We start from the raw sequence: 24,745 nt of genomic DNA, 5'->3' as shown, positions 1-24,745 counted from the left end.
GAAACCTCTCCCCGGTGGGGAGAGGTGGAAGGCGATTACGCGAGCTTGACGGTCTCGGTCTTGTAGTCCTTGCCGAGGGTTTCGAACACCTTGGCAACGATGCTCTTGGCGTCGAGACCGGCGCGGGCGTACATCGCCGCCGGCGTGTCGTGGTCGAGGAACACGTCGGGCAGGATCATCGAGCGGAACTTGAGCATGCCGCTGTCGAGCATCGCGTTGTCGGACAGGAACTGCATGACATGCGAGCCGAAGCCGCCGATCGAGCCTTCCTCGATCGTGATCAGGATCTCGTGGTCGCGGGCGAGCTTCATGATCATCTCTTCGTCGAGCGGCTTCATGAAGCGCGCGTCGGCGATGGTGGCGGAGAGGCCGTGGGCGGCGAGTTCGTCGGCCGCCTTTTCGCACTCGGCGAGGCGGGTGCCGAACGACAGCAGCGCCACCTTCTTGCCCTCGCGGATGATGCGGCCCTTGCCGATCGGCAGGGGAACGCCGACTTCCGGCATCTCGACGCCGCGGCCTTCGCCGCGCGGATAGCGCACTGCGCTCGGGCGGTCGTTGATCGCCACCTGGGTGGCCACCATGTGGACGAGTTCGGCCTCGTCGGAGGCCGCCATGATCACGAAGTTCGGCAGGCAGCCGAGATAGGCATTGTCGAACGAACCGGCATGGGTGGCGCCGTCGGCACCGACCAGGCCGGCGCGGTCGATCGCGAAGCGGACCGGAAGGCTCTGGATCGCGACGTCATGGACCACCTGGTCATAGCCACGCTGCAGGAAGGTCGAGTAGATCGCGCAGAACGGCTTGTAGCCTTCGGTGGCGAGGCCTGCGGCGAAGGTCACCGCATGCTGCTCGGCGATGCCGACGTCGAAGGTGCGCTCCGGGAACGCCTTGTTGAAGATGTCGACGCCGGTGCCCGACGGCATCGCCGCGGTGATGGCGACGATCTTGTCGTCCTTCTGCGCTTCTTTGACTAGGCTCTGGCCGAACACGTTCTGGTAGGCCGGCGCATTCGGCTTGGCCTTGGCCTGGGTGCCGGTCGCGACGTCGAACTTGACCACGGCGTGGTACTTGTCGGCGGAGGCTTCGGCCGGGCCGTAGCCCTTGCCCTTCTGGGTCACGACGTGAACCAGGATCGGTCCGGTCTCCATGTCGCGGACGTTCTTCAGCACCGGCAGCAGATGGTCGAGGTTATGACCGTCGATCGGGCCGACATAGTAGAAGCCGAGCTCCTCGAACAGCGTGCCGCCATCCATCATGAAGCCGCGGGAATATTCCTCGACGCGGTTGGCGCGATTGGCGAGGATCTTCGGCAGGCGCTTGTTGATCTGCTTGGCCGCCTCGCGCAGCGAGCGGTAGGTCTTGCCCGAGTAGAGGCGGGACAGATAGGCGCTCATCGCGCCGACCGGCGGCGCGATCGACATGTCGTTGTCGTTGAGGATCACGATCAGGCGCGAGTTCATCGCGCCGGCATTGTTCATGGCCTCATAGGCCATGCCCGCTGACATCGCGCCGTCACCGATCACGGCGATAACGTTGTTCTTGCCGCCGGAGAGGTCGCGCGCCACGGCCATGCCAAGGCCGGCCGAGATCGAGGTGGAGGAATGCGCGGCGCCGAACGGATCGTAGTCGCTCTCGGTGCGCTTGGTGAAGCCGGAGAGGCCGCCGCCGGTGCGCAGGGTGCGGATGCGGTCGCGGCGGCCGGTCAGGATCTTGTGGGGATAGGCCTGGTGGCCGACGTCCCAGATCAGGCGGTCGCGCGGGGTGTCGAAGATGTAGTGAATGGCAGTGGTCAGTTCGACGACGCCGAGGCCGGCGCCGAAATGGCCGCCGGTCACCGACACGGCATCGATGGTTTCCTGGCGGAGCTCGTCGGCAACCTGCCGCACCTGCTCGACCTTCAGCTTGCGCAGGTCATCGGGCGTGTGAATCGTGTCAAGAAGCGGCGTTTTACTAAATGTGGTCACAGCGAATTTCCAATTTTTGCCTGTCGGAACGAACCGCCCGACGCGAGATGGGTTGGCGCGCACATCGCGCAGCGAATGCCAGACACTGGGTGCCGCCCCGGCAGACCGTGCCTGGTTGTAAGCCTCAATTCACTCCGGATTGGACCACGTGATATGCATCACCTTGGTCGCTCTTCACCCGTCCCGGTTCAGTTTTGTCGAACCATTTGAGGTGCATGCCGCCCGGAAAATCCGGGCCGCCCGCCACCCTCAAATGCCCATAGAACTGGAAGCATTACACCAAAGCCGTAGCCAAAGCCAACCCGATCGGGGGTGCAGGGTTCGTATGCGCCGCGTTGAAAAACCTAGTCTTTTCAATGCTTGCCTCGGGTTCCGGTTCCGCTTCGCCCATTTTAGTGGCAGCCGGACGGTCCGGATCGGCCTGATTTGCGGCCGCGTCCGGCCGCCGCGGCTCACCCCCGCGTCGTCACGGATTGCTGGAAATGTTCAGCAACAATCGGCCGCCGCGGCGGACATCGTGTCGCATGATCGGCGGTGCGAAACGCTCGCGGCGCTACTGCACGTCGAGCGGCTCGGTGCCGTTCGGCTGGCCCGAGGCGTCGGTGGTGATCTTGTCGACGCGGGCTTCGGCCTGGCGCAGCAATTCCTCGCAGCGCCTCTTCAGCGCTTCGCCGCGCTCGTAGATCGCGACCGATTCCTCAAGCGGGACCTTGCCGTCCTCGAGCCGCTTGACGATCGATTCGAGCTCCTCGATCGCGCGTTCGAAGGACAGCTTCTTGACGTCGGCTTGAGTGTTTTCGGCCATTCTTGCGTTCCCGATTGCGTGGATCAGATCGCAACCTGATCTTGTCGTCCAAACATGACCCGTCGCGGGCCATGCTTGCCCGGCGCAGAATCAATCGAATTTTTGCGGACGTATTGTGGCGGGTATCTACGCGCCCATCAATGCGGTGACATGAGATGCCACCGACTCTTTCAAGCCCTCGAGGTCGTAGCCGCCTTCCAGCACGGAGATGACCCGGCCGCCCGCGCTTTTGTCGGCGAGATCCATCAGCTTGCGTGTGACCCAGCCGAAATCCTCAGCCGTGAGGTTGATTGAGGCCAAGGGATCGCGGTGATGCGCGTCGAAGCCGGCCGAGATGACGACGAGTTCGGGCGAGAATTTTTCGAGCTGCGGCAGGATCAGGTTCTCGAAGGCGGCGCGGAACTTGACGCCGCCGTCGCCCGGCGCCAGCGGCGCGTTGACGACGGTGTCGTGCTCGCCGCGCTCGCCTGACGCGCCAGTGCCGGGGAACAGCGGCATCTGGTGGGTCGAGCAGTACATCACCGTCGGGTCGGCCCAGAAGATATCCTGCGTGCCGTTGCCGTGATGGACGTCGAAATCGACGATCGCGGCGCGCTTGATGCCGTATTTGCGCTGCGCATGGCGCGCGGCGATCGCGACATTGTCAAAGAAGCAGAAGCCCATCGGCGTCGACTTCTCGGCATGATGCCCGGGCGGGCGCACTGCGACGAAGGCGTTCTGGTGGGCGCCGGTCATCACCGCTTCGGTCGCCGCCACCGCGCCGCCGACGCCGCGCATCACGGCTTCCCAGGTGCCCGGCGACATCGAGGTGTCGCCGTCGATATAGATCATGCCCGAGGTCGGCGCGATGTGACGCAGCTCGCCGACATAATGCTCGCCGTGACAGAGCAGCACGGTGTCGAGGTCGCCTTCCGGCGCGAGGTCGCGTACCAGCGCCTTGAAGCGATCCTCACCGAGCACGTCGGCAACCGCGCGCAACCGGTCGGGGCGTTCGGGATGTCCGGGCGGGGTGAGATGGTTGAGGCAGGCGGTGTGCGTCAGAAGCAGTGTCATGCAAATTCCCGGCGCAACGGAGGCGCGTGCGAGGAAAGCTCTAATCTAGGCCGTTAGCGGCGTTCCGGAAAGGGCCCGCACTGAGCCGGTCCTCACCTTTTCGGGACAGCGACCGAGCGTGGAGGCAAAAGCCGAACTCATTCCACGTCATTGCGAGGAGCGAAGCGACGAAGCAATCCATGCAGCCACATGCGCGGACGGATGGATTGCTTCGCGGAGCCTGTCATCCGGCGGCGCTGCGCGCCGACCGGGTGGCTCGCAATGACGAAGGATGCAAGGGTGTTCCATGCCCGCGCGTTGCTCAATTGATCCGCTCGATCCGCCTTCCGGCCGCCGGGCCGACCGGGCTGTTGGCCTTGAAGTAGGCATAGAGCGCATCGACGTCGTAGATGCCGAACTGCTGCGCTGTTCCTTCCTTGAACACCGTGAAGCCGTCACCGCCCTCGGCGAGATAATTGTTCACGGTGACGCGATAGCTCGCGGCCGGGTCGATCGGCTTGCCGTCGAGCGACATCCGCGCCGCGATGATGCGTGCGCCGTCCCCCTTGCTCGCATCCCATGCGTAGGCAAAGCCCTTCGAGACCTGCAGCGCGCGCGGCCGTTTCGGGTCCGCCCATTGCTGCTCCAGCACGTCCTTGAGCTGCTTGCCGGTCAGCGTCATCGTCACCAGCTGGTTGCGGAACGGCTGGCTTGCGAAGATATCGGCATAGGTGACCGCGCCGTCCTCGCGCTTGACGATGTCGGTGCGTACGCCGCCGGGATTGGTGAAGGCGATCACCGCCCCGCCATTCGGCTCCGAAGCGGTCGCAGCGAGCTGCGCGTCGGCGACGATATCGCCAAGCACGCTCTCGCCGGTCTCAGTGGGGGTCCGCGACAATGTTTCGGTGACCGAGCCCGCGGCGCGATTGGCGATCGGCGCAGCCAGCCGATCATAGGATTCCAGCAGCGCGCTCTGCTCCGCGTCCTTGGCCGTGCCGCCGTTCTTGACGATGGTGTTTTCGGCCTTGGCGCTGATCACGTCATGGCTCTTCGGATCGAGCTTGAGATCGATCGCGGTGACCAGCGTGCCGTATTTGTCGCCCGATGTGACGAGACGTCCGTCGATCTCGCAGACATAGGCCTGGTGGGTATGCCCTGAGATCACGACGTCGACCGCGCGATCGAATTTCTTGACGATGTCGACGATCGGGCCGGAGATCCCGGGGCATTCATTGTAGTCGCCGGTCGGGAAGCCGCCCTCGTGGATCAGCACCACGATGGCCTCGACGCCCTTCGCCTTCAGCTCGGGGACCAGCGCATTGACGGTGTCGGCCTCGTCGCGGAAGTCGAGGCTCGCGACGCCGGCCGGCGACACCAGGTTCGGGGTGTTCTTCAGCGTCAGCCCGATGAAAGCCACCGGAATGCCGTCGAATTCCCTGATCTCGTAGGGCGGAAAAACGGTCTTGCCGGTGGTCTTGTCGAAGGTGCTCGCCGCCAGATAATGGAATTTCGCGCCGGTGAAGGGATGCGGGCCCCGGCACTGGTCGACCGGGTGACAGCCGCCATTCTGCATCCGCAGCAACTCATCCTTGCCCTCGTCGAATTCGTGATTGCCGACGGAGGAGATCGCAAGCCCCATCATCGAGAGCGACTCGATGGTCGGCTCGTCGTGAAACATTGCCGACAAAAACGGGCTCGCGCCGATCAGATCGCCGGCGGCAACGAAGATGTTGTTCTTGTGTCCTTCGCGCAGCTGCTTGACGACGGTCGCCATCCGCTCGGAACCGCCGGCGGGCACCATGATCTTCTTGGTCGCGTCGGTGGGATCGCTGATGCGGATGCCGCCCGGTGGCGGCCGCAGATAGCCGTGGAAGTCGTTGATCGCGAGAATTCGCAGGTTTACCGGCGCTGCGTCCTGCGCCAGGCAGGAGCTGGCTGCGGCGAGGCCAAGCGCGCAGAGCGCGGCGAGGGGCGTGAGGCGGGGCTGTCTCATGATCTGTCCATGGCGTGTGCACAATCATGGAGCACACGATCATGGCGCGACGCCACTACAATTTTGCGACGCTTCGTTTCAATGCCGACGCTTCGCTTCAATCCTTCGGGCGCCCCATGAACGCCTTGAAGGCGGCGATCGCCTCCGTCGAGCGCATCCGCTCGCCGAACAGATGGTTCTCCTGCTCGATGCGGCGGGTGACGTCCTCCGGCGGCGGCCGGATCAGGCGGCGCGAGATCGCCACCGACTCGGCCGGCAGCGCGCAAATCTCGCGCGCCACCTTGTGCGCTTCGACCTCGGCATGTCCCGGCGCCACCACGGTGTTGACGAAGCCGGCGACGCGGGCGTCGTCGGCCGACATGGTGCGGCCCATCACCAGCATGGCGAAGGCGCGCTGCTGGCCCATCATCCGCGGCATCAGCAGGCTGGAGGCGCCCTCCGGCACCAGCCCGAAATTGGAGAACGGCGTCGAGAACAGCGCGGTCTTGCTCGCCAGCACGTAGTCGCAGTGAAACAGCATGGTGGTGCCGATGCCCATCGCGACGCCGTCGACGGCGGCGATGATCGGCTTCACATTGTGAGCCAGCGAATACAGGAACTTGACCAGGTCCGACGCCGGCGGCGCCGCTGCGGCCGAGGTGCCCTGCGCAAGCAGGTCCTCGATGTCGTTGCCCGCGGTGAACACGCCGGAGCCGCCGGTGATGATCAGGCAGCGGATCTTCGGATTGTTCTGCGCCTTGTCGATCGCATCGCTGATCGCGCGAAACATCTCCTGGGTGATCGCGTTCTTCTTCTCGGGCCTGCGTAGCCGGATCACGCGTGTGGCGGCTTCGTCGGTCACTATGACATGCGCGGTCATCAAGCGGTCCCAGGGTCGGCCGGCGTCATCGCCGGGCTCTAGTCATGCCGCCATCCTACATGATCCGCTGCAAGCCCCAAGGGCTGCAGCGCGTTCCCGGCCGCTTTTCCCCGCGGGCGACCATGAGAACGGCGCAAGGCAGTTAACCGGATTTTCGCGATTCCGGGGCGGGGGACGTTGGTCGTAGGCCGGTTGCGCGCGATGAGGCTGCGAGAGGGACCGCGCCATAATGGCGCCGCGGCCGGCCTGCAGCAGCGTACCGCGCTCACGACGAGTTTGAGCTCGGGCGAGAAACATTCCGCTGCCCGCGGCATTCCCCTCAAATCCAGCCGGAGCCGACCTGGTGGTTCCGCATTCGGCTGATGTGTGAGGAGGAGAGCGGCATGCAGATCTCCGGACATTTGGAACTATCCCGGCGCCATCTGTTGATTGTTGGAGCCGCCTCGCTGGCAGCGTCGTCGGTCACCGCGCCGCCGCCTGCGGCTGCCCAATCTGCCCCGACCGGAGCGCCCGTGATGACGCGAGTATCCTTTGACGTGAACGGCGAAACCCATCAGCTCGAGCTCGACACCAGGACCACGCTGCTCGATGCCCTGCGCGAGCACCTACACCTGACCGGTACCAAGAAGGGCTGCGACCACGGCCAGTGCGGGGCATGCACGGTGATCGTCGACGGGCGGAGGATCAATTCCTGCCTGACGCTGGCCGTGATGCATCAGGGCGACGAGATCACCACGATCGAGGGGCTCGGCACGCCGGACGGGCTGCATCCGCTGCAGGCGGCGTTCGTCGAGCACGATGGCTACCAATGCGGCTATTGCACACCGGGGCAGATCTGTTCGGCGGTCGCGGTGCTGGCCGAGGTCAAGGCCGGTATCCCGAGCCATGTCACCGATGACCTCAATGCGCCGGTGCGATTGACCAATGCCGAACTCCGCGAGCGCATGAGCGGCAACATCTGCCGCTGCGGCGCCTATTCCAACATCGCCGAGGCGATCAGCGAGGTCGCTGGGAGGAGCGCATGAGATCATTCAGCTATGAGCGCGCCACTTCGCCGCGCGACGCGGCAGCGGCAGCTGCCGGCACCGCGCACGCGAGATTCATCGCCGGCGGCACCAATCTGCTCGACCTGATGAAGCTCGAGATCGAGACGCCGGCGCACCTCATCGACGTCAATGACCTTGCGCTCGACCGGATCGAGGCGACCGCGGACGGCGGCTTGCGCATCGGTGCGCTGGTGCGCAACACCGATCTCGCCGCGGATCGGCGCGTGCGGCGCGACTACGCCGTGCTGTCGCGCGCGCTGCTCGCCGGCGCCTCCGGCCAGTTGCGCAACAAGGCGACCACCGCCGGCAATCTGTTGCAGCGGACGCGCTGTCCGTACTTCTATGACACCAATCTGCCCTGCAACAAGCGCAAGCCCGGCAGCGGCTGCGCCGCGATCGGCGGCTTCAGCCGCCAGCATGCGGTCGTGGGTGCGAGCGACGCCTGTATCGCGACCCATCCGAGCGACATGGCGGTGGCAATGCGCGCGCTCGACGCTGTGGTCGAGACGGTGCGGCCCGATGGCACCACGCGCAACATCCCGATCGCCGAGTTGCATCGTCTGCCCGGCGACAGCCCCGAGATCGAGACTACCCTGCAGCCCGGTGAATTGATCACGGCGGTGACGCTGCCCAAGCCGATCGGCGGCGCGCAGGCCTATCGCAAGGTCCGCGACCGCGCCTCCTATGCCTTCGCATTGGTCTCGGTCGCCGCGATCGTGCAGCGCGACGGCAGTGGCCGCGTCGCGCTCGGCGGCGTCGCGCACAAGCCATGGCGTATCGAGGCGGCGGAAGCGGAATTGCCTCGCGGCGCCAAGGCCGTCACCGCGCGGCTCTTCGCCGATGCAAAACCAACCAGGGACAATGCGTACAAGCTGCCGCTCGCGGAGCGAACGCTTGCGGCGGTGTTGCGCGAGGCCAAGTCTTGAGGTGAGGGCTTTAGATCATGCGTTTTGAACATCCCGCGACCTTCAATCCGATCGACCAGCTCAAGGTGATCGGCCATCCGACCAGCCGGATCGAGGGACCGCTGAAGACCACCGGCACCGCGCCTTATGCCTATGAGCGGCACGACGTCGTGCCCAACCAGGCCTATGGCTACGTGGTCGGCGCGGCGATCGGCAAGGGCCGGATCGCTGCGATCGATCTCGAGGCCGCGAAGGCTGCGCCCGGCGTGCTCGCGATCGTCACGGCAGACAATGCCGGCAAGCTTGGCAAGGGCGAACGCAATGCGGCGCCGCTGCTCGGCGGACCCGAGATCGTGCATTACCATCAGGCTGTCGCCGTCGTGGTTGCGGGCACCTTCGAGCAAGCGCGCGCCGCGGCACAACTGGTCCGGATTGACTACGTCAAGGGTGACGGCAAATTCGATCTGGCCGCGCAGCGCGACAATGTGAGCGTCCCGGACCCAAAGATCGCCGGCCCCGCCGACACGGCCGTCGGCGATTTCGCTTCTGCCTTCGCGGCGGCGCCCGTGCAGCTCGACGCCACCTACACCACGCCCGATCAGGGCCACGCGATGATGGAGCCGCACGCGTCCATCGCGGCCTGGGACGGCGACAAGCTCACGGTCTGGACCTCCAACCAGATGATCGCCTGGGGCGTCGAGGACATGGCGAAGACGCTCGGTATTCCCAAGGAGAATGTTCGCCTCATGTCGCCCTATATCGGCGGCGGCTTCGGCGGAAAACTGTTCCTGCGCGCCGACGTCCTGCTCGCCGCGCTCGGTGCCCGCGCGGCCGGCCGGCCGGTCAAGGTCGCGCTGCAACGGGCGCTGATGTTCAACAACACCACGCACCGTCCGGCGACGATCCAGCGCATCCGCATCGGCGCGGAGCGCGACGGCAGGATCACCGCGATAGGTCACGAAAGCTGGTCCGGCAATGTCAGCGAGGGCGAGCCCGACATGGCGGTGAGCCAGACCCGGTTGCTCTACGCAGGGGCCAACCGGATGACGGCGACGCGGCTCGCGGCGCTCGATCTTCCCGAAGGCAACGCGATGCGCGCGCCGGGAGAAGCCTCCGGCATGATGGCGCTCGAGATCGCGATCGACGAGCTTGCCGATGAGCTCGGCATCGACCCGGTCGCGCTGCGTACCGCCAATGACACCCAGGTCGATCCGGAGCACCCGCAGCGGCGCTTTTCGCAGCGGCAGCTTGTGCAGTGCCTGAACGAGGGTGCCGCACGGTTCGGCTGGAGCAAGCGCAATCCGAAACCGGGCCAGGTGCGCGACGGGCGCTGGCTGGTCGGTATGGGCGTTGCTGCGGCCTTCCGCAACAATCTCGTCACCAAATCGGCGGCACGCGTCCGCCTCGACCAGCAGGGAAGGGTGACGGTCGAGACCGACATGACCGACATCGGCACCGGCTCCTACACCATCATCGCGCAGACCGCGGCCGAGATGATGGGCGTTCCGCTGGAGAAGGTCGTGGTGCGGCTCGGCGATTCAGATTTTCCGGTGTCGTGCGGCTCGGGCGGGCAGTGGGGCGGCAACAATTCCACGGCCGGCGTCTATGCCGCCTGCACCAAGCTGCGGGAGACCATTGCGCAGAAGCTCGGCTTCAACTCCGAAGAGGCGGTATTTGCCGACGGCGCGGTCCGATCGGGCAATCGCAGCGTGCCGCTGGCGCAGGCCGCCGGCGCGGGTGATCTGGTGGCGGAGGATGCCATCGAATATGGCGATCTCGCCAAGACTTACCAGCAATCGACCTTCGGCGCGCATTTCGTCGAGGTCGGCGTCGATGCCGACACGGCGGAGATCCGCGTCCGGCGGATGCTGGCCGTGTGCGCCGCGGGCCGCATCCTCAATCCGAAGGCGGCGCGCAGCCAGGTAATCGGTGCAATGACGATGGGCGTCGGCGCCGCGCTGATGGAGGATCTCGTGGTCGACAAGCGGCACGGCCTGTTCGTCAATCACGACCTCGCCGGGTACGAGGTGCCGGTCCACGCCGACATCCCGCATCAGGACATGATCTTCCTCGACGAGACCGATCCGATCTCGTCGCCGATGAAGGCCAAGGGTGTCGCCGAGCTCGGCATCTGCGGCGTCGCCGCCGCGGTCGCCAATGCGGTCCACAACGCGACCGGCGTGCGGGTGCGCGACTACCCGATCACGCTCGACAAGCTGCTCGCAGGGATGCCGGAGCCCGCCTAACCGCGCCCGACGAACGAGCCGATGGCCCGGCCGATCGCGGCGCCGTGCTGAAACAGCGCGCCGAGATGATCGCCCGGGACCGACATCGCGGACAGGCCGTTCTCTGCGGCAAAGCGCTGCATCGGCGCGTGCGGTCCGTCGTCCTGCCCGTTCCACAGCAGCACCGGCACGCGCGAGGACAGCACGGCGTCCCTGGCGCCGTCGATCTGGCCGAGCGCATTGAAGCAGGCACGCACCCCGCCTTCAAGATCGGACGTCACCCATTCGGCGAGCTCCGGCACGGTGCGGCGCGCGAAGGTGATGAAGGCGGCATAGGTCAGCGGGCCGGCATTGCCGCGCGGCAATCCGCTGAGAAAATCCCAGCCGCCGATCGAAAGCGACGCCAGCCGCGCCGGGAAAAACCGGGCGACGCCGACGGCGACCCAGCCGCCCATCGAATGTCCCACCACGTGGGCGCGCTCGCCGCCGAGATCGTCGATCACGGCGACGATGTCGCCGGCGCGCTGTTCCTGATCATAGAGTTCGGGATCGGCGGGCTTGTCGCTCGCGCCGTGTCCGAGCGAGTCGACGCAGACGACCTGAAAGCGATCGGCAAGCGCGTCGACCACGCCGCATTGCTTCCAGCTCGCGGCGTCGAGCAGCAGGCCGTGTTGCAGCACGATCAGCGGTCCGGATCCTTCGACGGTGTAATGGATGCGCTGGCCCCGATGATTGGCGAAAGGCATAGATGGAGTTCCCCACGTTTCACCAGAGGTGAGTGCGGACTTCGGCGACTTCAAGGCCCGTTTCAAGATCGGGAACCGTTGCCATTGCCCGCTCGCGGGCGGAACTGGGCGCTCAATCGTCCCACACGGTGGCTTCCGTCCATCCGAGCTCCTTGAACTCGGCCGCGCGAAGCGGCGCTTCGCCGGCGGCGAAGAATTCGTCGAGTTGCGGCGGCTTCACGGTGGTTTCGGACAGCATCGCGTGGGCCTGGCCGCGATGATGGATTTGATGCTGGAACAGATGCATCAGCAGGCGGTCGCGGCGCTCGGTCTGCACGGACGTGTCGCGATTGACCTTGACCAATTCGTCGAGCCGCTCAGCCGTCAGCCCATCGCAGTGAGCGATCAGCCGCTGGTCGACCGCGCGCTGCGCGCTCTTCAACGCGGCGACCGCAGGGTGGGGCACCTCGTTCGCCCATGCCTTCGGCCCGAGCCAACCGCCTTCGAGCGCGTCGACATAGAAGAGATCGATGACATGGATGTGGTTGAGCGTCGCCTGCAGGCTCGGGAAGAACCCGGTGCGCGCGGCGGCGAACTCCGCCTGGCTGAGACCGGCGCAGGCCGTCAGCAGGCGATGGTTGGCCCAGGCATTGTTGTAGGCAAAGGCGCGAAAGGTCTGAACCAGGCCTGCTTGCATGGTAGTCCTCACTGATTGACTGTGTCAGGCGGCCGCAGCGGCCGGGCGGCCGACCCGCGATAGTGATCGTGGTGCTTGCGTCGGTGACCTGATCCTCGCATAGCTAGTCCATCGTGGTGCACTTCATCCGAGGACAGCAGCAGATGCAACTGGCAAAGACAGCGATCGACGTCGGGCTTTCCTTCAACGATCTCGAGCCGATGCTGCGGTTCTGGCAGCAGGACGCCGGCCTTCGCTTCGATCATGTGCAGCCGATCCGCCGCGGGCAGAAGCAATACCGGCACGACGCGCATGGTTCGGTGATCAAGCTCAATCATCATGTCGAGTTGCTGCCGGATGCGCCGCCGAGCGGCTATCGCGAGCTGATCGTTGCGCGCGAGGGCATCGCGGCGCCGCAGCGTATGGTCGATCCCGATGGCAACCGTGTTTGCCTGGTGGCGCCCGGACATGACGGCGTCACGCAGATCGCGGTCTTGATGGCGGTGCGCGACCTTGCCGCGCATCGCAGGTTCTATGGCGAGCTCCTCGGCTTTGCCGAGCATTCATGGTCGGGCGGCCCGGCGTTTCGCCTTGGCGACAGCCTGATCCTGCTCACGGAAGATCACGCGGCGACCATCGATCCGGTCCGGTCGGCGCGCGGCTGGCGCTATATCACGCTGCAAGTCGCCGACATCGACACGGTGCATCACGCGCTGCGCGCCAAGGGCGTGCGCGAGGGCCTTGCGCCGGTGACGCTCGGCGAGGTGGCGCGAATTTCCATGATCCTCGATCCCGACGGCAACTGGATCGAACTGTCCCGCCGCGCGTCGATCGTCGGCAGCCTGACCGACCACAAGACGCCGCGGCCGGACGCCTGAGGCGAATCTCGGCCAAATTTCTGCCCGCCAGATGGCGCCAGATGCTATGATCTGGCGAACGCATTTTCCATTTTGACGATCGCGCTCATGCAGTCGATTTTCGGGCCGCGGCGGGTTTATCGATCGATCTCGCGGGCCGCTGTCGGCTCGATCTGCCTGTTGCTGCTCGTCCATATCGCAGGCGCCGAGCCCGATCATATCGGGGCAGCTCAGACGGAGACACCGCAAACAGAAGCGTCGCATGCGAATGCGGGCTCCGGAGAGAACAACGCTGAGGCCAACCGGCCGGCGCCGGACCGATCATCCTCATCCACTCCGTCTCTGCCACAAGCGCCGGCGCCTGCAAAGCTCGACGGGCCGCAGCAATATTGCAAGGCGCTGGAGGAGACGGCACTGGAGAACGGCCTGCCGCCGGATTTCTTCGTGCGGTTGATCTGGCAGGAAAGCAATTTCGATCCCCGTTCAGTCAGTCCGGCCGGGGCCCAGGGTATCGCGCAGTTCATGCCGGGGACCGCGCGATGGCGTGGCCTGGCGGATCCGTTCGAGCCATTGCCTGCTTTGCAGGAATCGGCGCGCTGGCTCCGCGAGCTGCGCGCGCAGTTCGGCAATCTCGGCCTTGCGGCGGCGGCCTATAATGGCGGGCCCCGGCGGGTTCAGGATTGGCTGGCGGGACGAGGCATTCTGCCGGGCGAAACGCGCGCCTATGTCAGGATCATCACCGGCAAGTCGGCCGAGGAATGGGCACAGGGCACGGTCGAGGATCGGGTCCACACCGACGCCGCGATGGCTTGCAGCGACATCGTGCGCGGCATGCTGATCAGGGCGCTTCCGGCGGCCGCAAAGGACTCCGTGACGATTGCGCAGCAGGCTGCGTGGGGACCCTGGGGATTGCAATTGGCCGGCGGCCCGTCGCAATCCAGGGTGCTCGCCGACTACCAGCAGCTGCAGAAACGGTTTGCATCGGTGCTCGGCGATCGCGCGCCGCTTGTTCTGAGATCGCACATGGCCGGCCCTGGCTCGGCAACCTGGTATCTGCTCCGGGTCGCCGAGACGACGCGTGAGCGGGCCAATCAGCTGTGCGCGCGGCTCGAAGCCATCGGCGGGCGCTGCCTGGTGTTTCGAAACTAGCCGGCACCCGCTGCGCCTGCTGTGCATGCGCTCGCTCGCCATTGCGAGCCAGCGGGTCGCGCGAACGCGCACCCGATGACAGGCTCCGCAAAGCAATCCATCTCGCTGCGTAGGCGGAGCCATGAATTGCTTCGTCGCTTCAGCGCAAAATTGCTTTGCAATTTTGTCGCGAGCTCCTCGCAATGACGGCCGAGCGAGACGGGGAGCTTTACCCCGCCAGCACCGCATCGGCCCCGGTCACCGCCTCCGCGCTCTCCGTCACCGTCTTCTCCAGCGACGGCGCCTGCACGGCGATGTTCTCGGCAAAGAAGCGCGCCAGAGCGACGTAGCGTTGCGGTTCGGCTTCGCCATTGGCCTTGGCGGCGAGCGCTTCGCTGGCAAGCATGCAGCCGCCGAGCGTTGCACCGAACAGCCGCAAGTAAGGCGTCGCGCCGGCGAGCGCCTCGTTCGGTGCCGAGGCAAGCCGCACGAGCAGCCATTTGCTGGTGCGCTCCAGCGCGGCGTGGGCGTCGCGGAGCTTGGTGCCCGTGGTGCCGAACGCCGGATCGTTCGAGGTCTCGACCTGCTTGATGGTGGTGGCGAGCTCGTCGAGCAGTGCCCACACCGAGGCGCCGCCATTGGCGCCGAGCTTGCGGGTGACAAGGTCGATCGACTGGATGCCGTTGGTGCCTTCATAGATCGAGGTGATGCGGGCATCGCGATAATGCTGCGCGGCGCCGGTCTCCTCGATGAAGCCCATGCCGCCATGGATCTGCACGCCGAGATAGGCGACCTCGTTGCCGATGTCGGTGGAGAAGGCTTTCGCAATCGGGGTCAGCAACGCGCCGCGCGCAGCGGCCTCGCTGCGGACCTTGGCATCCCCAGCGCGCGCCGAGACGTCGAGCGCGACCGCGGTGGCGTAGCAGATCGTGCGCGCCGCCGCCGTCATGCTGCGCATCTGCATCAGCATGCGCTTGACGTCGGGATGCACGATGATCGGATCCATGCCGTCGCCCTTGTGGCCGACCGCCTTGCCCTGCTTGCGCTCCTGCGCATAGGCCAGCGCCTGCTGGTAGGCGCGGTCGGCAATGCCGACGCCTTCGAGGCCGACGCCGAGGCGCGCCTGGTTCATCATCGTGAACATGCAGCGCATGCCGGCGTTTTCCTCGCCGATCAGAAAGCCGATCGCGCCGCCCTTGTCGCCCATCGTCATGGTGCAGGTCGGCGAAGCGTGCATGCCGAGCTTGTGCTCGACGCCGGAGGCGTGGATGTCGTTGCGCGCGCCGAGCGAGCCGTCGGCGTTGACCAGGAATTTCGGAACAAGAAAGAGAGAGATTCCCTTGGTGCCGGCAGGCGCATCGGGCAATCGTGCGAGCACGAAATGCACGATGTTGTCGGTCATGTCGTGCTCGCCATAGGTGATGAAGATCTTGGTGCCCTTGATGCGGTAGGTGCCGTCTCCGGCGCGCTCGGCGCGGGTGCGCAGCGCGCCGACGTCGGAGCCGGCATTGGGCTCGGTGAGCTGCATCGTGCCGGTCCATTCGCCGGTGACGAGCTTCTCGAGATAGAGCTTTTTCAGCTCGTCGCTGCCATGGGCATCGAGCGCCTCGATCGCGGACAGCGTCAGCAAGGGGCAGAGGCCGAAGGCGACGTTCGATGCGCTCCAGATCTCGGTGCAGGCGGCGTTGATCGCGAGCGGCAGGCCCTGGCCGCCGAACGCTTCCGGCCCCGACACCGCGTTCCATCCGGCAGCGGTCCAGCGTTGATAGGCATCGGGCCAGCCGGGCGCGGTGGTCACCTTGCCGTTGTCGAGCTTGATGCCGTGCTCGTCGCCGACCTTGTTCAGCGGCGCCAGCACGTCGGAGGCGAACTTGCCGGCTTCCTCCAGCACCGCAGCGGTAATATCGCCGTCGAAATCGCCGTAGTGGCCGGCCGCCACGGCGGCCGCGAGCCCGGCACCGTGGTTGAGGGACAGCAGGATATCGTTGATCGGCGCACGGTAGGTCATGGCGTTACTCCCGACGAGCGTTTGGGACGTTTGGGAATTGTCTTCCCATGAAACCGGCGGCCTCTCAACAGTCCGAGCGGACATGGTGCGGTCCGTTTCGGCCACCGCATCGTCACTCTATATTAGAGGGGACATATTAGGGGGACCGGCATCACCCTGCGGCTTTCGTGCCTTTTCGACCGCCGCGCTGTTGAAATGGCGGGACTCACCCTATAGACCGACGTGGCCGTCGATCGGCACGTTGGGGCGTAGCCAAGCGGTAAGGCAGCGGATTTTGATTCCGCCATTCGGAGGTTCGATCCCTCCCGCCCCAGCCATCATAACACTTTGATTAATCAGGATATTTTCGAGAGTTCTTGTTCTGTGTTCTGAACGTCGTCCGCGGTCGCATTCTGAATGTCTGTTGCCGTTTGGTTCGCAAGCAGGTGCGCATGCCGTTTCCGAGTCGCGGACAGCAGGCGGGCTTCGGTCCGTTTAGCGTAGCCGGCATAGCTCTCTTTGGTGCGGTGCGCGGATAGGGCGCGGCCCTGTCCCTCGGTCAGTTCCGCTTCCTCGAGTTCGGTCATCCCGCCGTGTCGGCAGGCGTCCAAGGTGAACTCTTTGGGCAGACCGATATCCTTCCTCATCCGCTGGACAATCTTTTGCATGCCGGAGAACGAGTAGGGCTTCGAGACGGATTTTTGATCCTCGTCCGAGCCGCGGTGCCGGTGGGGCACGATCTCGCGTAGGATCATCGGTACGCCGCGACGCGTCAGCCTAGCCAGCACTCCCTCAGCTTCCTCATAGAATTTGACGACTTCACCGTTGGCCAAACGTTCTTCCAGGGGATGGTCGATCACCGCTCCGGTCTTGTGATGCTCAATCCGAATCGTCGGCTTGTGCCCGGTTCGATACCCGCTCCATTTGATGTGGCCGGCAATCACGTTTTCCGGGCGCTGCAACCACTCGAAACAGATGACAGCTGCCGCTGCGCATTCAGGCTCGCCACGCTCGACGCAGCCGTTCGCGAATGTGTAGACCTGCTCACGCGTCACCGCGTGCTTCACCAATTTGACCCGGGTCGCCATGGTAACCCCCAGCCAAGGATTAGGAATGTCCTGGGGAAACTCGGCAGGGTGCAGGCGATGAACGACGCGCCAGGCCTTGCGGCAGAGTACGATCAGCTTCTCGGCAGTCCGGAGCCGGTTGCCCTTCCCTCCCTTGACGAACGTGTCGTACAGCTTGTCGGCGCTGAGGGGCGTCACTGACTTGATTGGCCTGCCGCCGACGCGATCGCCGCGCTTGGTCAGCGTGTCGCAGATCTCGCGCATGTTCCATTCGTAGTTTCGGCGCGACCGTGGCTTGACCTTCTCCAGGTACGCGCGGCTCTGCCGATACTCACGGAAGAGCCAGTCGATTGTACCGATCCGTGGCGCTGCTTCGCTCGAGACCGGGAGTCCCTTGCGGGCATCCATCCATTCATCGAAAAGGCCATTCAACGTTTCGGCCCGGCCGCCTTCTCCGCAAGCCTTGGCATAGTCAGTGCCCAAAGGCTCATTCGGCACCGGGCAGCCCATTTTCCGATAGCGTGTCGGGACATTGTAATAGAACGCCGTCCGACCGGTCGCCAGCACCTTCGGGATAACGTGACGAGGCAGTTCCACGCTCACAAATCCTCGGCGAGGTCGCCGGGAACGAGGTGCGGAGCTATCGCCCGGTCCAGATCGTCTCTCAACCACAGCTGGCGTCGTCCTTCTTTGATCCGTGGTTGAGGATACTCGATGCCGACTCGTTTGAGAAATGCTTCGACGGAAGATTCTCCGCAGTATCCAGCTGCGATTGCCGCAGGCATGCGGCGGGGCCAAGAACCGATCGGAATGAGGGCAGAGCGTCGCATCGCGCAAACCAAAACGCTGACGTCACATGAAGTAGATTATGGGTGGCGACGGGAATGACGACGATTTCGCGCCCATGGAAGAGTCTATTCGGTGCTTGTTCTACGGTCGAGCTGTTGATCGCAATTAAACATCGCGCAGGGAAATTGCTCAACTGCTGGCAAAGCTAAGTTGCTGCATCTTCCGCCCAAGTCAGGCCGCTTGCGGCGCCCCGGTATCACTAGCCGCTGCTAGGTCAAGCCGATCATATTCGTGTCATCTCTCTGCTGCTTCGGATTGGTTGCGTGGGCGCGTGCGGCTGTCGCCCCAGCGGGCTCTCGTAAACCAAGCCGCACGGTGTCTCGGCATTCGGCTTCGATTCCTCGCGCAAGTAAGAGAGTATAATGTGTCGCTCGCCGGAGGCACTCGCCCGCGGGCCCGCCGTCATTGCATGCCGGCGTCGTTATCACTGTCCCGCGCTCGGGTACCTTGTTAACCGGTCTCGCGACTGCAGTCGCCTCGGTGCCCGCGGGCATTGCATGCCCGCGTCGCTATCACTGCCCTGTCGTCGGCTGCCCTCTTTGATTTTGTCCACTCTTGGCTTGATTTCACTTCTTCCGGGTTGCGCAGCGTTCTCATGATCGAGGCTACGGGGCGCTGCCCCTCGCGCGCGCCAGGGTGAAGCGCCGGCTTATGCCGGCGCCGACCCGGGCGGTCTCCCCGGTCTTCCGCGCTGTTTTCATTCTGCCGACCTTGGACGGCATGGCATGCGCTTGTGCAGACCCGCTTCTTGCGAAGCGGCCCTTCGGGCGGGCGATCCCCCTCCGCCCGGGTCGCCCTGGCACTTGCTACCCCCGGTCTCGCCGACGGGCAGGGGCGCAGGCGCGGAGTGCGCCCTGCACCCATGGAAGCAAAAGGAAGAATGATCATGTCGGCCAAATCAATTGGAATACCCGATGGAACTGAGGTTCGCATTCCGCTCGGCAAGCTCAAGAAGTCGCCGAAGAACGCGCGCAAGACGCCGCACAGTGAGGCAGCGATCGAGGCGTTGGCGGCGAGCATCGCCGTCAAGGGCATCCTGCAGAATCTGGTTGTTGAACCGGAGGTCGATGGCGAGGGAGCGGCGACGGGGTTCTTTTGCGTGACCATCGGCGAGGGCCGGCGGCTGGCTCAGCTGCTGCGGGTCAAGCGCAAGGAGATCAAGAAAAACGAACCGATCCGCTGCGTCATCGATACCGCGAACGACCCCCACGAAATCAGCTTGGACGAGAATGTCACGCGGGAGAGGATGCATCCGGCCGACGAGTTCGAGGCGTTCAGGAAGCTTGCGGACGAGCGCGGCCTCTGTGCGGAGGAGATCGCGGCTCGCTTTGGCGTCACCGCGCATGTGGTGCGGCAACGCCTGCGGCTGGGCGCGGTTTCGCCCAAATTGGTGCAGCTCTATCGCGGTGACAAGCTGACGCTTGAGCAATTGATGGCGTTTGCCATCACCGATGATCATGCCCGGCAGGAAGCCGTCTATGAGCGCCTGCCCTTCGACCCGGATGCTGCCACCATCCGTCGTCTGCTCACCGAAACCCATGTCGCGGCCACGGATCGGCGCGCGCGTTTCGTCGGGCTCGAGGCCTATGCGCAGGCGGGCGGCACCGTGCTGCGCGACCTCTTTACCGAGGATCGCGGCGGCTATCTGGAAGACGTTGCGCTGCTCGATCTCTTGGTGACCGCAAGGCTCGGCCGCGAGGCTGATAGCCTGCGGGCAGCCGAGGGATGGCGATGGACGGAAGCCCATCTCGACTTCCCGCATGCCCACGGCATGCGCCGGGTCTATCCGCATCCGGTCGAGCTTTCGGCGGAAGATCAGACCGTCCTCCAGGCGGTTCAGGCCGAGTTCGACCGGCTGACCGAGCAGCATCAGACGGCCGAGGAACTGCCCGACGACGTTGATGCGCGGTTCGGTGAACTGGAGGCTGAGATCGAGCGGCTGGAGGCAAAGCGGCAGGCCTACGATCCCGCCGACGTTGCGCGCGGCGGCGCCTTCGTGGTCCTCAGTCACGACGGTACGGTGCGGGTCGAGCGGGGTTTTATCCGCCTGGAGGACGAGAAGCGCGGGGCCGAGACCGGCCCGGAGAGCGGCGCCGAGGCGCGGGATGAAGAGGATGGAGGAGGCGAGGAGGGCGCGCCGGATGACGAGGGCGACGAGGGCGCGAGCGACGAGGAAGACGAGAACCACCGGCTATCCGACGCCCTTGTTCGCGACCTGACCGCGCACCGGACCTTGGGGCTGCGCCTCAATTTGAGTGAGCAGCCTGATGTTGCCATCGTGGCGGTCACCCATGCGCTCGCCGCGCAAATCTTCTATCTCGGAGCGAACGCGCATGTGGTCGGCATCCAGCCGGTGCGGACCGATCTGGCTGCGCATGCGGACGGGATCGAGGACACGCCGGCCGGCAAAACTTGGTCGGATCGCCATGCCAATTGGGCGCGGCAGATGCCCAGAGACGTCGCCGGACTGTGGGAGTTCGTGGCCGAGCTCGACCACGACAGCCGCATGGCGCTGTTCGCGCATTGCGTCGCTCTGACGGTCAATGCGGTCAAATTGCCGTTCGACCGCAGGCCGCGTGCGCTGGCGGCGGGCCGCCGTTTGGCCGAGGCCGTGGCCCTCGACATGACCGCCTACTGGCGCCCGACGGTGCGCAGTTATCTCGGCCGCGTCACCAAGGCGGCCATTCTGGAAGCTGTCCGCGAAGGCGTCGGCGGGGAGGCGGCCGAGCGGCTGATGGCGCTGAAGAAGGCCGACATGGCGCAGGCTGCGGAGCAGCTGTTGGCGGCGACCGGCTGGCTGCCGTCGCTGCTGCGGATGGCCGTGCCGCAGGCGCAAGCCGACGCGCAGAGTGAGGTGGAAGGCAGCGAATTCGGAGCGGAAGCTGCGGAGTGAAACCAACGCCGGGGCCGCTTAGGCGGCCCCGGGGGGCTCAAAAATTTCGGCCGCGCACCTGACGGCGCGCGGCCGGTTCGACGTGTGCAAAGCGGCAATTTTCCACGCAAGGGCTCCCTCCGATTGGGGGCCGATGACCCGTCCGATCTACGCCGATTGCTGTAGCCAGGGCGGCTGTATCGCGCCTCCTTCGACCTTCACCAGCGAGGCATAGATCGGGGCCGGGAAGCACGGATCGTGCCTTGATTCCGATTGTCGAGGATGCAGTCGGGCGGACCATTCCAGCGGTGCGACCGGTGTCCTATGCAAACATGTGGCCCGGTTCTTCGCTTTGATCCCGATGCGCCCTCCTTACATTTGATGGGCGGACATCGGCTTATCTTCCACCGATTCAGCCGTTGTCTAATGCTGTGACGTGGGGCGATCGCCATGAAAATCTCCGTCAGTCCGGTCATGGGCTCGCGTCCAACGCAGTCACGATTGGGCTGATCAAGCCCGGGAGACGGCAAGCGCCTCGATCGCCTTCCCGCAACAGCTCACGCCTGCTTTTTTCCCCTGCCGCGAAGGGGGCGGCATTCCTCGCGGGAAGACAAAAAAGCAGGCTTTCGCCGTCCTCCGCTGCGCTGCAGGCCCCAAAAAGGCTGCGGGCCGATCGCTCCCCGGGCAAGGGATCGCCATCGAGGCTGCGATGGACGCGGCCCGAGCAAAACAGACGGAGATTATCATGGCGACCATCGGCACTTTCACCGCTTCCGATAGCGGCTACACCGGCTCGATCAAGACGCTGACGCTCAACATCAAGGCCAAGTTCACGGCATCCGAAAAGGACAACGACAAGGCTCCCGACTACCGCATCTTCGCCGGCGCGACCGAGTTCGGCGCCGCCTGGAAGAAGACCGTGCGCGACAGCGAGCGGGAATATCTCTCGGTCAAGCTCGACGATCCGAGCTTCCCGGCCCCGATCTACGCCTCGCTGGTGAAGGTCGAAGGTGAGGAAGGTTTCAGCCTGATCTGGTCCCGTCGCAGCGGCGACTGATCGGCCGCCACCATCGGCCCCGCCTCCTCGGAGGCGGGGCTTTTTTGTGTTTGTTGCGCCGCTTTTTGGGAGAGTGGAAGGGGCATTTTGCGATCGGAAAGGCTTCGCCGTTGGCCAAAATGCGATTGATGGAAGGGTTTTGGCGTAGCGTTTTGGATCGATCGCTTGAAATTTCGCGGCGGATCGGGCTGTGATTTTCGATCTAAAGGCGTGTTAGTTCGTTCGTCTCGCAGCCAGGAATGACGTCTCTGCGCGTGCTCTCAGAGCTCGAACTGCCGTCCGTTTGTTGAGTGAAAAGGCTGTATTTCAAGCCGTTCCTAGAAACGCGCTACGGCAGAGAGAGGAAGCGAGAAGGGGTGAGGTGAAGCGCAGATAGCAAGCGATTGCGAAGGCAAGATAAAAGCACTGTAGCCGGAAGGCGGCTAAGTGGTTGTCTGTACATCCAAGATTTTGCCGCTAGTGTTAGGCGCGGTGTTGCTACAATATCGCTAACCGCCCAGTCTCGCTGACGAAAGACGTCTGCATCGCGGCCGCTGTTGTTTCTAATGAGTGAGTGCAGGGGCTCGGAGCCCTCGGCCCAGACACGAAACCAGGCTGTAGCTGCCTGAAGCGCAGCGAGTCGAGCCATCCGTTAGACCGCTCAAACGAACCCCGCGACCTTGCGCTGACGATAGTGATGTCGGATGGGATCGACAGTGACCCAGTGACTAGCACAGGATCGTTGCCCAAGTTGGTTAAGGAAATCACACCACAGGTTCAATGTGGTCTGTGGGCTGTCCCTTACCAAGCGTAGCGTGACATCGGTAATACTTCTTGGGTCCTATGCAACCTCGATCACGCTCACGATCACGCGGGGCTCTGACACCCGGGAAAAGCTCGCTTCCCAGGCGGTCTTGTCGATGTCCGAAGCCTTGCGAGCATAAACGATGAACAAGAGAATGCGGACGTTAGGGTGTTGGCGATAGAAGTCCGCAAGTCCACTCAGCGTTTTGGCAATCTCGCGCGCATCATCTTTATCTTTGGCAAACTTCATCTCCACGATGAATCGCGAGTGCATCAGGCTGAAATCGGATTTCTTCCTCTGTCCGTCAAACACGATTTCAACTCGTTCCCTCGCGGCCTGCCCGATCCAAGGCTTCGTCGCAATCCAAAAGAGGTCCTGGAAGTCGTACTCGCTCTGAGGAGCCACTACGAATGACCCTCGCGCCGATCCTTTGCCCGGGAAGTCAGACAAAGTAAACGTAGCAGTGACGCGCGCAGTTTCAATCAGCCGACGTGCAATTTCCTCTTCGTCCTCGCCGATCACAGGAGCGGTCGGAAGTCCTTGTTGGTCGAGGCGAGTCTTCAGGCTGTCAAGGGATCTTACCAGACGAACATTGGGAAGAATGGTATCCCTAAAGTTCACGTGATCTGCGTACTCTTGGATCCACGAAATGTCCGGGTCGCTGGAGTCACCATCATCTTTACACCATAGCTTGACGGCCCTCGTCACATCGATGACCGCATCGTCATCATCAAGTTGGATATAGCTATCATTGACGGCGCTGGTCGCGCGGCCATGCTCAAGCAGAAAGATGTCAAGCGCTAGGCACGTCTCCTCTCGGAAACGTCGCAGATCGCTCGGCTTGATGTAAGACTCGGGCACAAGGAATACGTCGATGTCGGAGCGCAGGCTGAGTGTCTTGAATCGTCGTGAACCGAACAGGTAGATGGCCTTCAGCTGAAATTGTTCGTTCGCTCTTGCAACGAACTCGTGCAGGTCATAGGAAATCTTTTTCCACTGTACGTATTCGTCAGCCGGCACGAGGGTCTCCTCCCTAATAAGAAATTTCGTGGCTCGGGCCGTCGACCTAGCCCTTCCTTGGTCGCGGTTAAGGCAGGGGTCCGGAAGAGCCGCGTGCGACACAATTCGCATAAGACCTTATTGTAACCCCACTCGCGGTGGTAGCAAGACGGAGTTGACGGCTTGGCGGCAAACGATCCTGGTACTCGATCGACCGAGTTCGGCAGTGCCTTTAACGTGGATGTCGTCAGGGTTCTGCCGGGCGCGCGCAGCAAGAACGACACTTCGTGGAGCCAGTGTGTCCCGCTCAATCAAAACCACGACGGGTCGCCAGTTAACAAGCTTTATGAGGGTACACTGCCCGTCGCTTTAGCTCGATTGGCGAAAGAACATCACTTCGGATTTTGGACTGGCTGATCTGACAAGTGCAGTATGGCTTCTTGTACGAGAGCAACAGAACGCCGAAGCCGTTGCAAAAGGGAATTCAGATCGGCAGAGGTCATCTCTACCAAGTGTAAATTGTCGATCGCGACTGACTGAGCGATGAGTTGGTCAATCGATTCAATGATCGAGGGTAGACCTTCGCATGTGTCTTCGTGGGCGATTCCGCGCACGCTGAATCGAACGTGTCCGTCCGGCGCTACGGTGGCGGTGAGCTTCGCATCTCTTAGTATCGTCGCCTCGACAATCGAGGCGGGAAGCTCCACGGCACAAACCACGTTTCCGGTCTCACCGCAGCGATAGCCGGCCCGGTACCAGGTCGGACCCAGTGGCCCCCCGCTTTCAGCGGCCAAGAATGCTTCGAACGTATCGGCCATCTCGTCCTTCGTTTCCGCAAGATGCACAGGACAGGTGGAATTTGGTTTAGGAGGTCGTACTGAAGCGGTCAGGCTGACCGCTTATACATATTATAGT

At 64.0% G+C, this 24,745-nt stretch carries 18 protein-coding genes and 1 tRNA gene; 8 read left to right on the top strand and 11 right to left on the bottom strand.

Annotation, left to right across the window (positions count from 1 at the left end; genetic code table 11):
• Positions 1–35 precede the first annotated feature (35 nt).
• The 5 genes from dxs to ACVIW0_RS27550 all read right to left on the bottom strand — a co-directional run bounded on the left by dxs (position 36) and on the right by ACVIW0_RS27550 (position 6,653).
• On the bottom strand, positions 36–1,964 hold the full coding sequence (gene dxs / locus ACVIW0_RS27570) for a 1-deoxy-D-xylulose-5-phosphate synthase (RefSeq protein ID WP_461355208.1): 1,929 nt from the start codon (positions 1,962–1,964) through the stop codon (positions 36–38).
• Between the two features lie 553 nt (positions 1,965–2,517).
• A complete protein-coding gene (locus tag ACVIW0_RS27565; RefSeq protein WP_050402357.1) occupies positions 2,518–2,769 on the bottom strand; it encodes an exodeoxyribonuclease VII small subunit in 252 nt (83 codons plus the stop codon).
• Positions 2,770–2,895: 126 nt separating this feature from the next.
• Positions 2,896–3,822 carry a histone deacetylase family protein gene (locus ACVIW0_RS27560; protein WP_461355207.1) on the bottom strand — a complete coding sequence of 309 codons (927 nt, stop codon included), beginning with the start codon at positions 3,820–3,822 and terminating at the stop codon, positions 2,896–2,898.
• A 301-nt stretch (positions 3,823–4,123) separates the two neighbouring features.
• Positions 4,124–5,794 carry a bifunctional metallophosphatase/5'-nucleotidase gene (locus ACVIW0_RS27555; RefSeq protein ID WP_461355206.1) on the bottom strand — a complete coding sequence of 557 codons (1,671 nt, stop codon included), beginning with the start codon at positions 5,792–5,794 and terminating at the stop codon, positions 4,124–4,126.
• A gap of 97 nt (positions 5,795–5,891) precedes the next feature.
• On the bottom strand, positions 5,892–6,653 hold the full coding sequence (locus tag ACVIW0_RS27550; protein ID WP_461355205.1) for an enoyl-CoA hydratase-related protein: 762 nt from the start codon (positions 6,651–6,653) through the stop codon (positions 5,892–5,894).
• Positions 6,654–7,036: 383 nt separating this feature from the next.
• On the opposite strand from ACVIW0_RS27550, the gene paoA reads away from it, so the two are divergent.
• From paoA to paoC, 3 genes are read left to right on the top strand one after another with little or no spacing between them, the layout of a single operon-like run.
• Positions 7,037–7,678, top strand: coding sequence for an aldehyde dehydrogenase iron-sulfur subunit PaoA (paoA, locus tag ACVIW0_RS27545; RefSeq protein WP_461355204.1), 642 nt, complete (start codon positions 7,037–7,039; stop codon positions 7,676–7,678).
• Positions 7,675–8,625, top strand: coding sequence for an FAD binding domain-containing protein (locus ACVIW0_RS27540; RefSeq protein WP_461355203.1), 951 nt, complete (start codon positions 7,675–7,677; stop codon positions 8,623–8,625). The genes paoA and ACVIW0_RS27540 overlap by 4 nt, the downstream gene beginning before the upstream one ends.
• 17 nt (positions 8,626–8,642) lie before the next feature.
• Positions 8,643–10,850, top strand: coding sequence for an aldehyde oxidoreductase molybdenum-binding subunit PaoC (gene paoC / locus ACVIW0_RS27535; RefSeq protein ID WP_461355202.1), 2,208 nt, complete (start codon positions 8,643–8,645; stop codon positions 10,848–10,850).
• On the opposite strand, the gene ACVIW0_RS27530 is transcribed toward paoC, so the two are convergent.
• Entirely contained in the window at positions 10,847–11,575 is a 729-nt protein-coding gene (locus tag ACVIW0_RS27530; RefSeq protein WP_461355201.1) for an alpha/beta fold hydrolase, read from the bottom strand. The two genes, paoC and ACVIW0_RS27530, sit on opposite strands and share 4 nt — an antisense overlap.
• Positions 11,576–11,687: 112 nt before the next feature.
• Positions 11,688–12,251, bottom strand: coding sequence for a DinB family protein (locus ACVIW0_RS27525; RefSeq protein WP_461355200.1), 564 nt, complete (start codon positions 12,249–12,251; stop codon positions 11,688–11,690).
• A 143-nt stretch (positions 12,252–12,394) separates the two neighbouring features.
• Between ACVIW0_RS27525 and ACVIW0_RS27520 the strand changes: the two genes are divergently transcribed.
• Complete coding sequence (locus tag ACVIW0_RS27520) at positions 12,395–13,108, top strand: VOC family protein (protein ID WP_461355199.1); 714 nt, start codon at positions 12,395–12,397, stop codon at positions 13,106–13,108.
• Positions 13,109–13,195: 87 nt separating this feature from the next.
• Positions 13,196–14,236 (top strand): lytic transglycosylase domain-containing protein, encoded by a 1,041-nt coding sequence (locus ACVIW0_RS27515; RefSeq protein WP_461355198.1) that lies wholly within the window; start codon positions 13,196–13,198, stop codon positions 14,234–14,236.
• A 208-nt stretch (positions 14,237–14,444) separates the two neighbouring features.
• Here ACVIW0_RS27515 and ACVIW0_RS27510 read toward each other — a convergent pair whose 3' ends face one another.
• Positions 14,445–16,223 (bottom strand): acyl-CoA dehydrogenase, encoded by a 1,779-nt coding sequence (locus tag ACVIW0_RS27510; protein WP_461355197.1) that lies wholly within the window; start codon positions 16,221–16,223, stop codon positions 14,445–14,447.
• A gap of 242 nt (positions 16,224–16,465) precedes the next feature.
• Here ACVIW0_RS27510 and ACVIW0_RS27505 point away from each other — a divergent pair.
• Positions 16,466–16,540: transfer RNA gene (locus tag ACVIW0_RS27505), tRNA-Gln, on the top strand.
• An 18-nt stretch (positions 16,541–16,558) separates the two neighbouring features.
• Here ACVIW0_RS27505 and ACVIW0_RS27500 read toward each other — a convergent pair.
• Positions 16,559–17,866 (bottom strand): hypothetical protein, encoded by a 1,308-nt coding sequence (locus ACVIW0_RS27500; RefSeq protein ID WP_461355196.1) that lies wholly within the window; start codon positions 17,864–17,866, stop codon positions 16,559–16,561.
• Positions 17,867–19,004: 1,138 nt separating this feature from the next.
• Here ACVIW0_RS27500 and ACVIW0_RS27495 point away from each other — a divergent pair.
• Together ACVIW0_RS27495 and ACVIW0_RS27490 are read left to right on the top strand one after the other, a co-directional pair.
• Positions 19,005–21,011, top strand: coding sequence for a ParB/RepB/Spo0J family partition protein (locus ACVIW0_RS27495; RefSeq protein ID WP_461357439.1), 2,007 nt, complete (start codon positions 19,005–19,007; stop codon positions 21,009–21,011).
• Positions 21,012–21,735: 724 nt separating this feature from the next.
• Positions 21,736–22,047 (top strand): DUF736 domain-containing protein, encoded by a 312-nt coding sequence (locus ACVIW0_RS27490; protein WP_461355195.1) that lies wholly within the window; start codon positions 21,736–21,738, stop codon positions 22,045–22,047.
• Positions 22,048–22,867: 820 nt separating this feature from the next.
• Here the strand turns inward: ACVIW0_RS27490 and ACVIW0_RS27485 are convergent.
• Positions 22,868–23,851 (bottom strand): PD-(D/E)XK nuclease domain-containing protein, encoded by a 984-nt coding sequence (locus ACVIW0_RS27485; protein ID WP_461355194.1) that lies wholly within the window; start codon positions 23,849–23,851, stop codon positions 22,868–22,870.
• Between the two features lie 371 nt (positions 23,852–24,222).
• Positions 24,223–24,648: a hypothetical protein gene (locus ACVIW0_RS27480; RefSeq protein ID WP_461355193.1), complete on the bottom strand. Its 426-nt coding sequence runs from the start codon at positions 24,646–24,648 to the stop codon at positions 24,223–24,225.
• Positions 24,649–24,745 lie beyond the last annotated feature (97 nt).

It is taken from the genome of Bradyrhizobium sp. USDA 4454, assembly GCF_054822705.1.
Note: the sequence above shows the minus strand (reverse complement) of the source record. Positions and strands in the feature narration are given on the sequence as shown.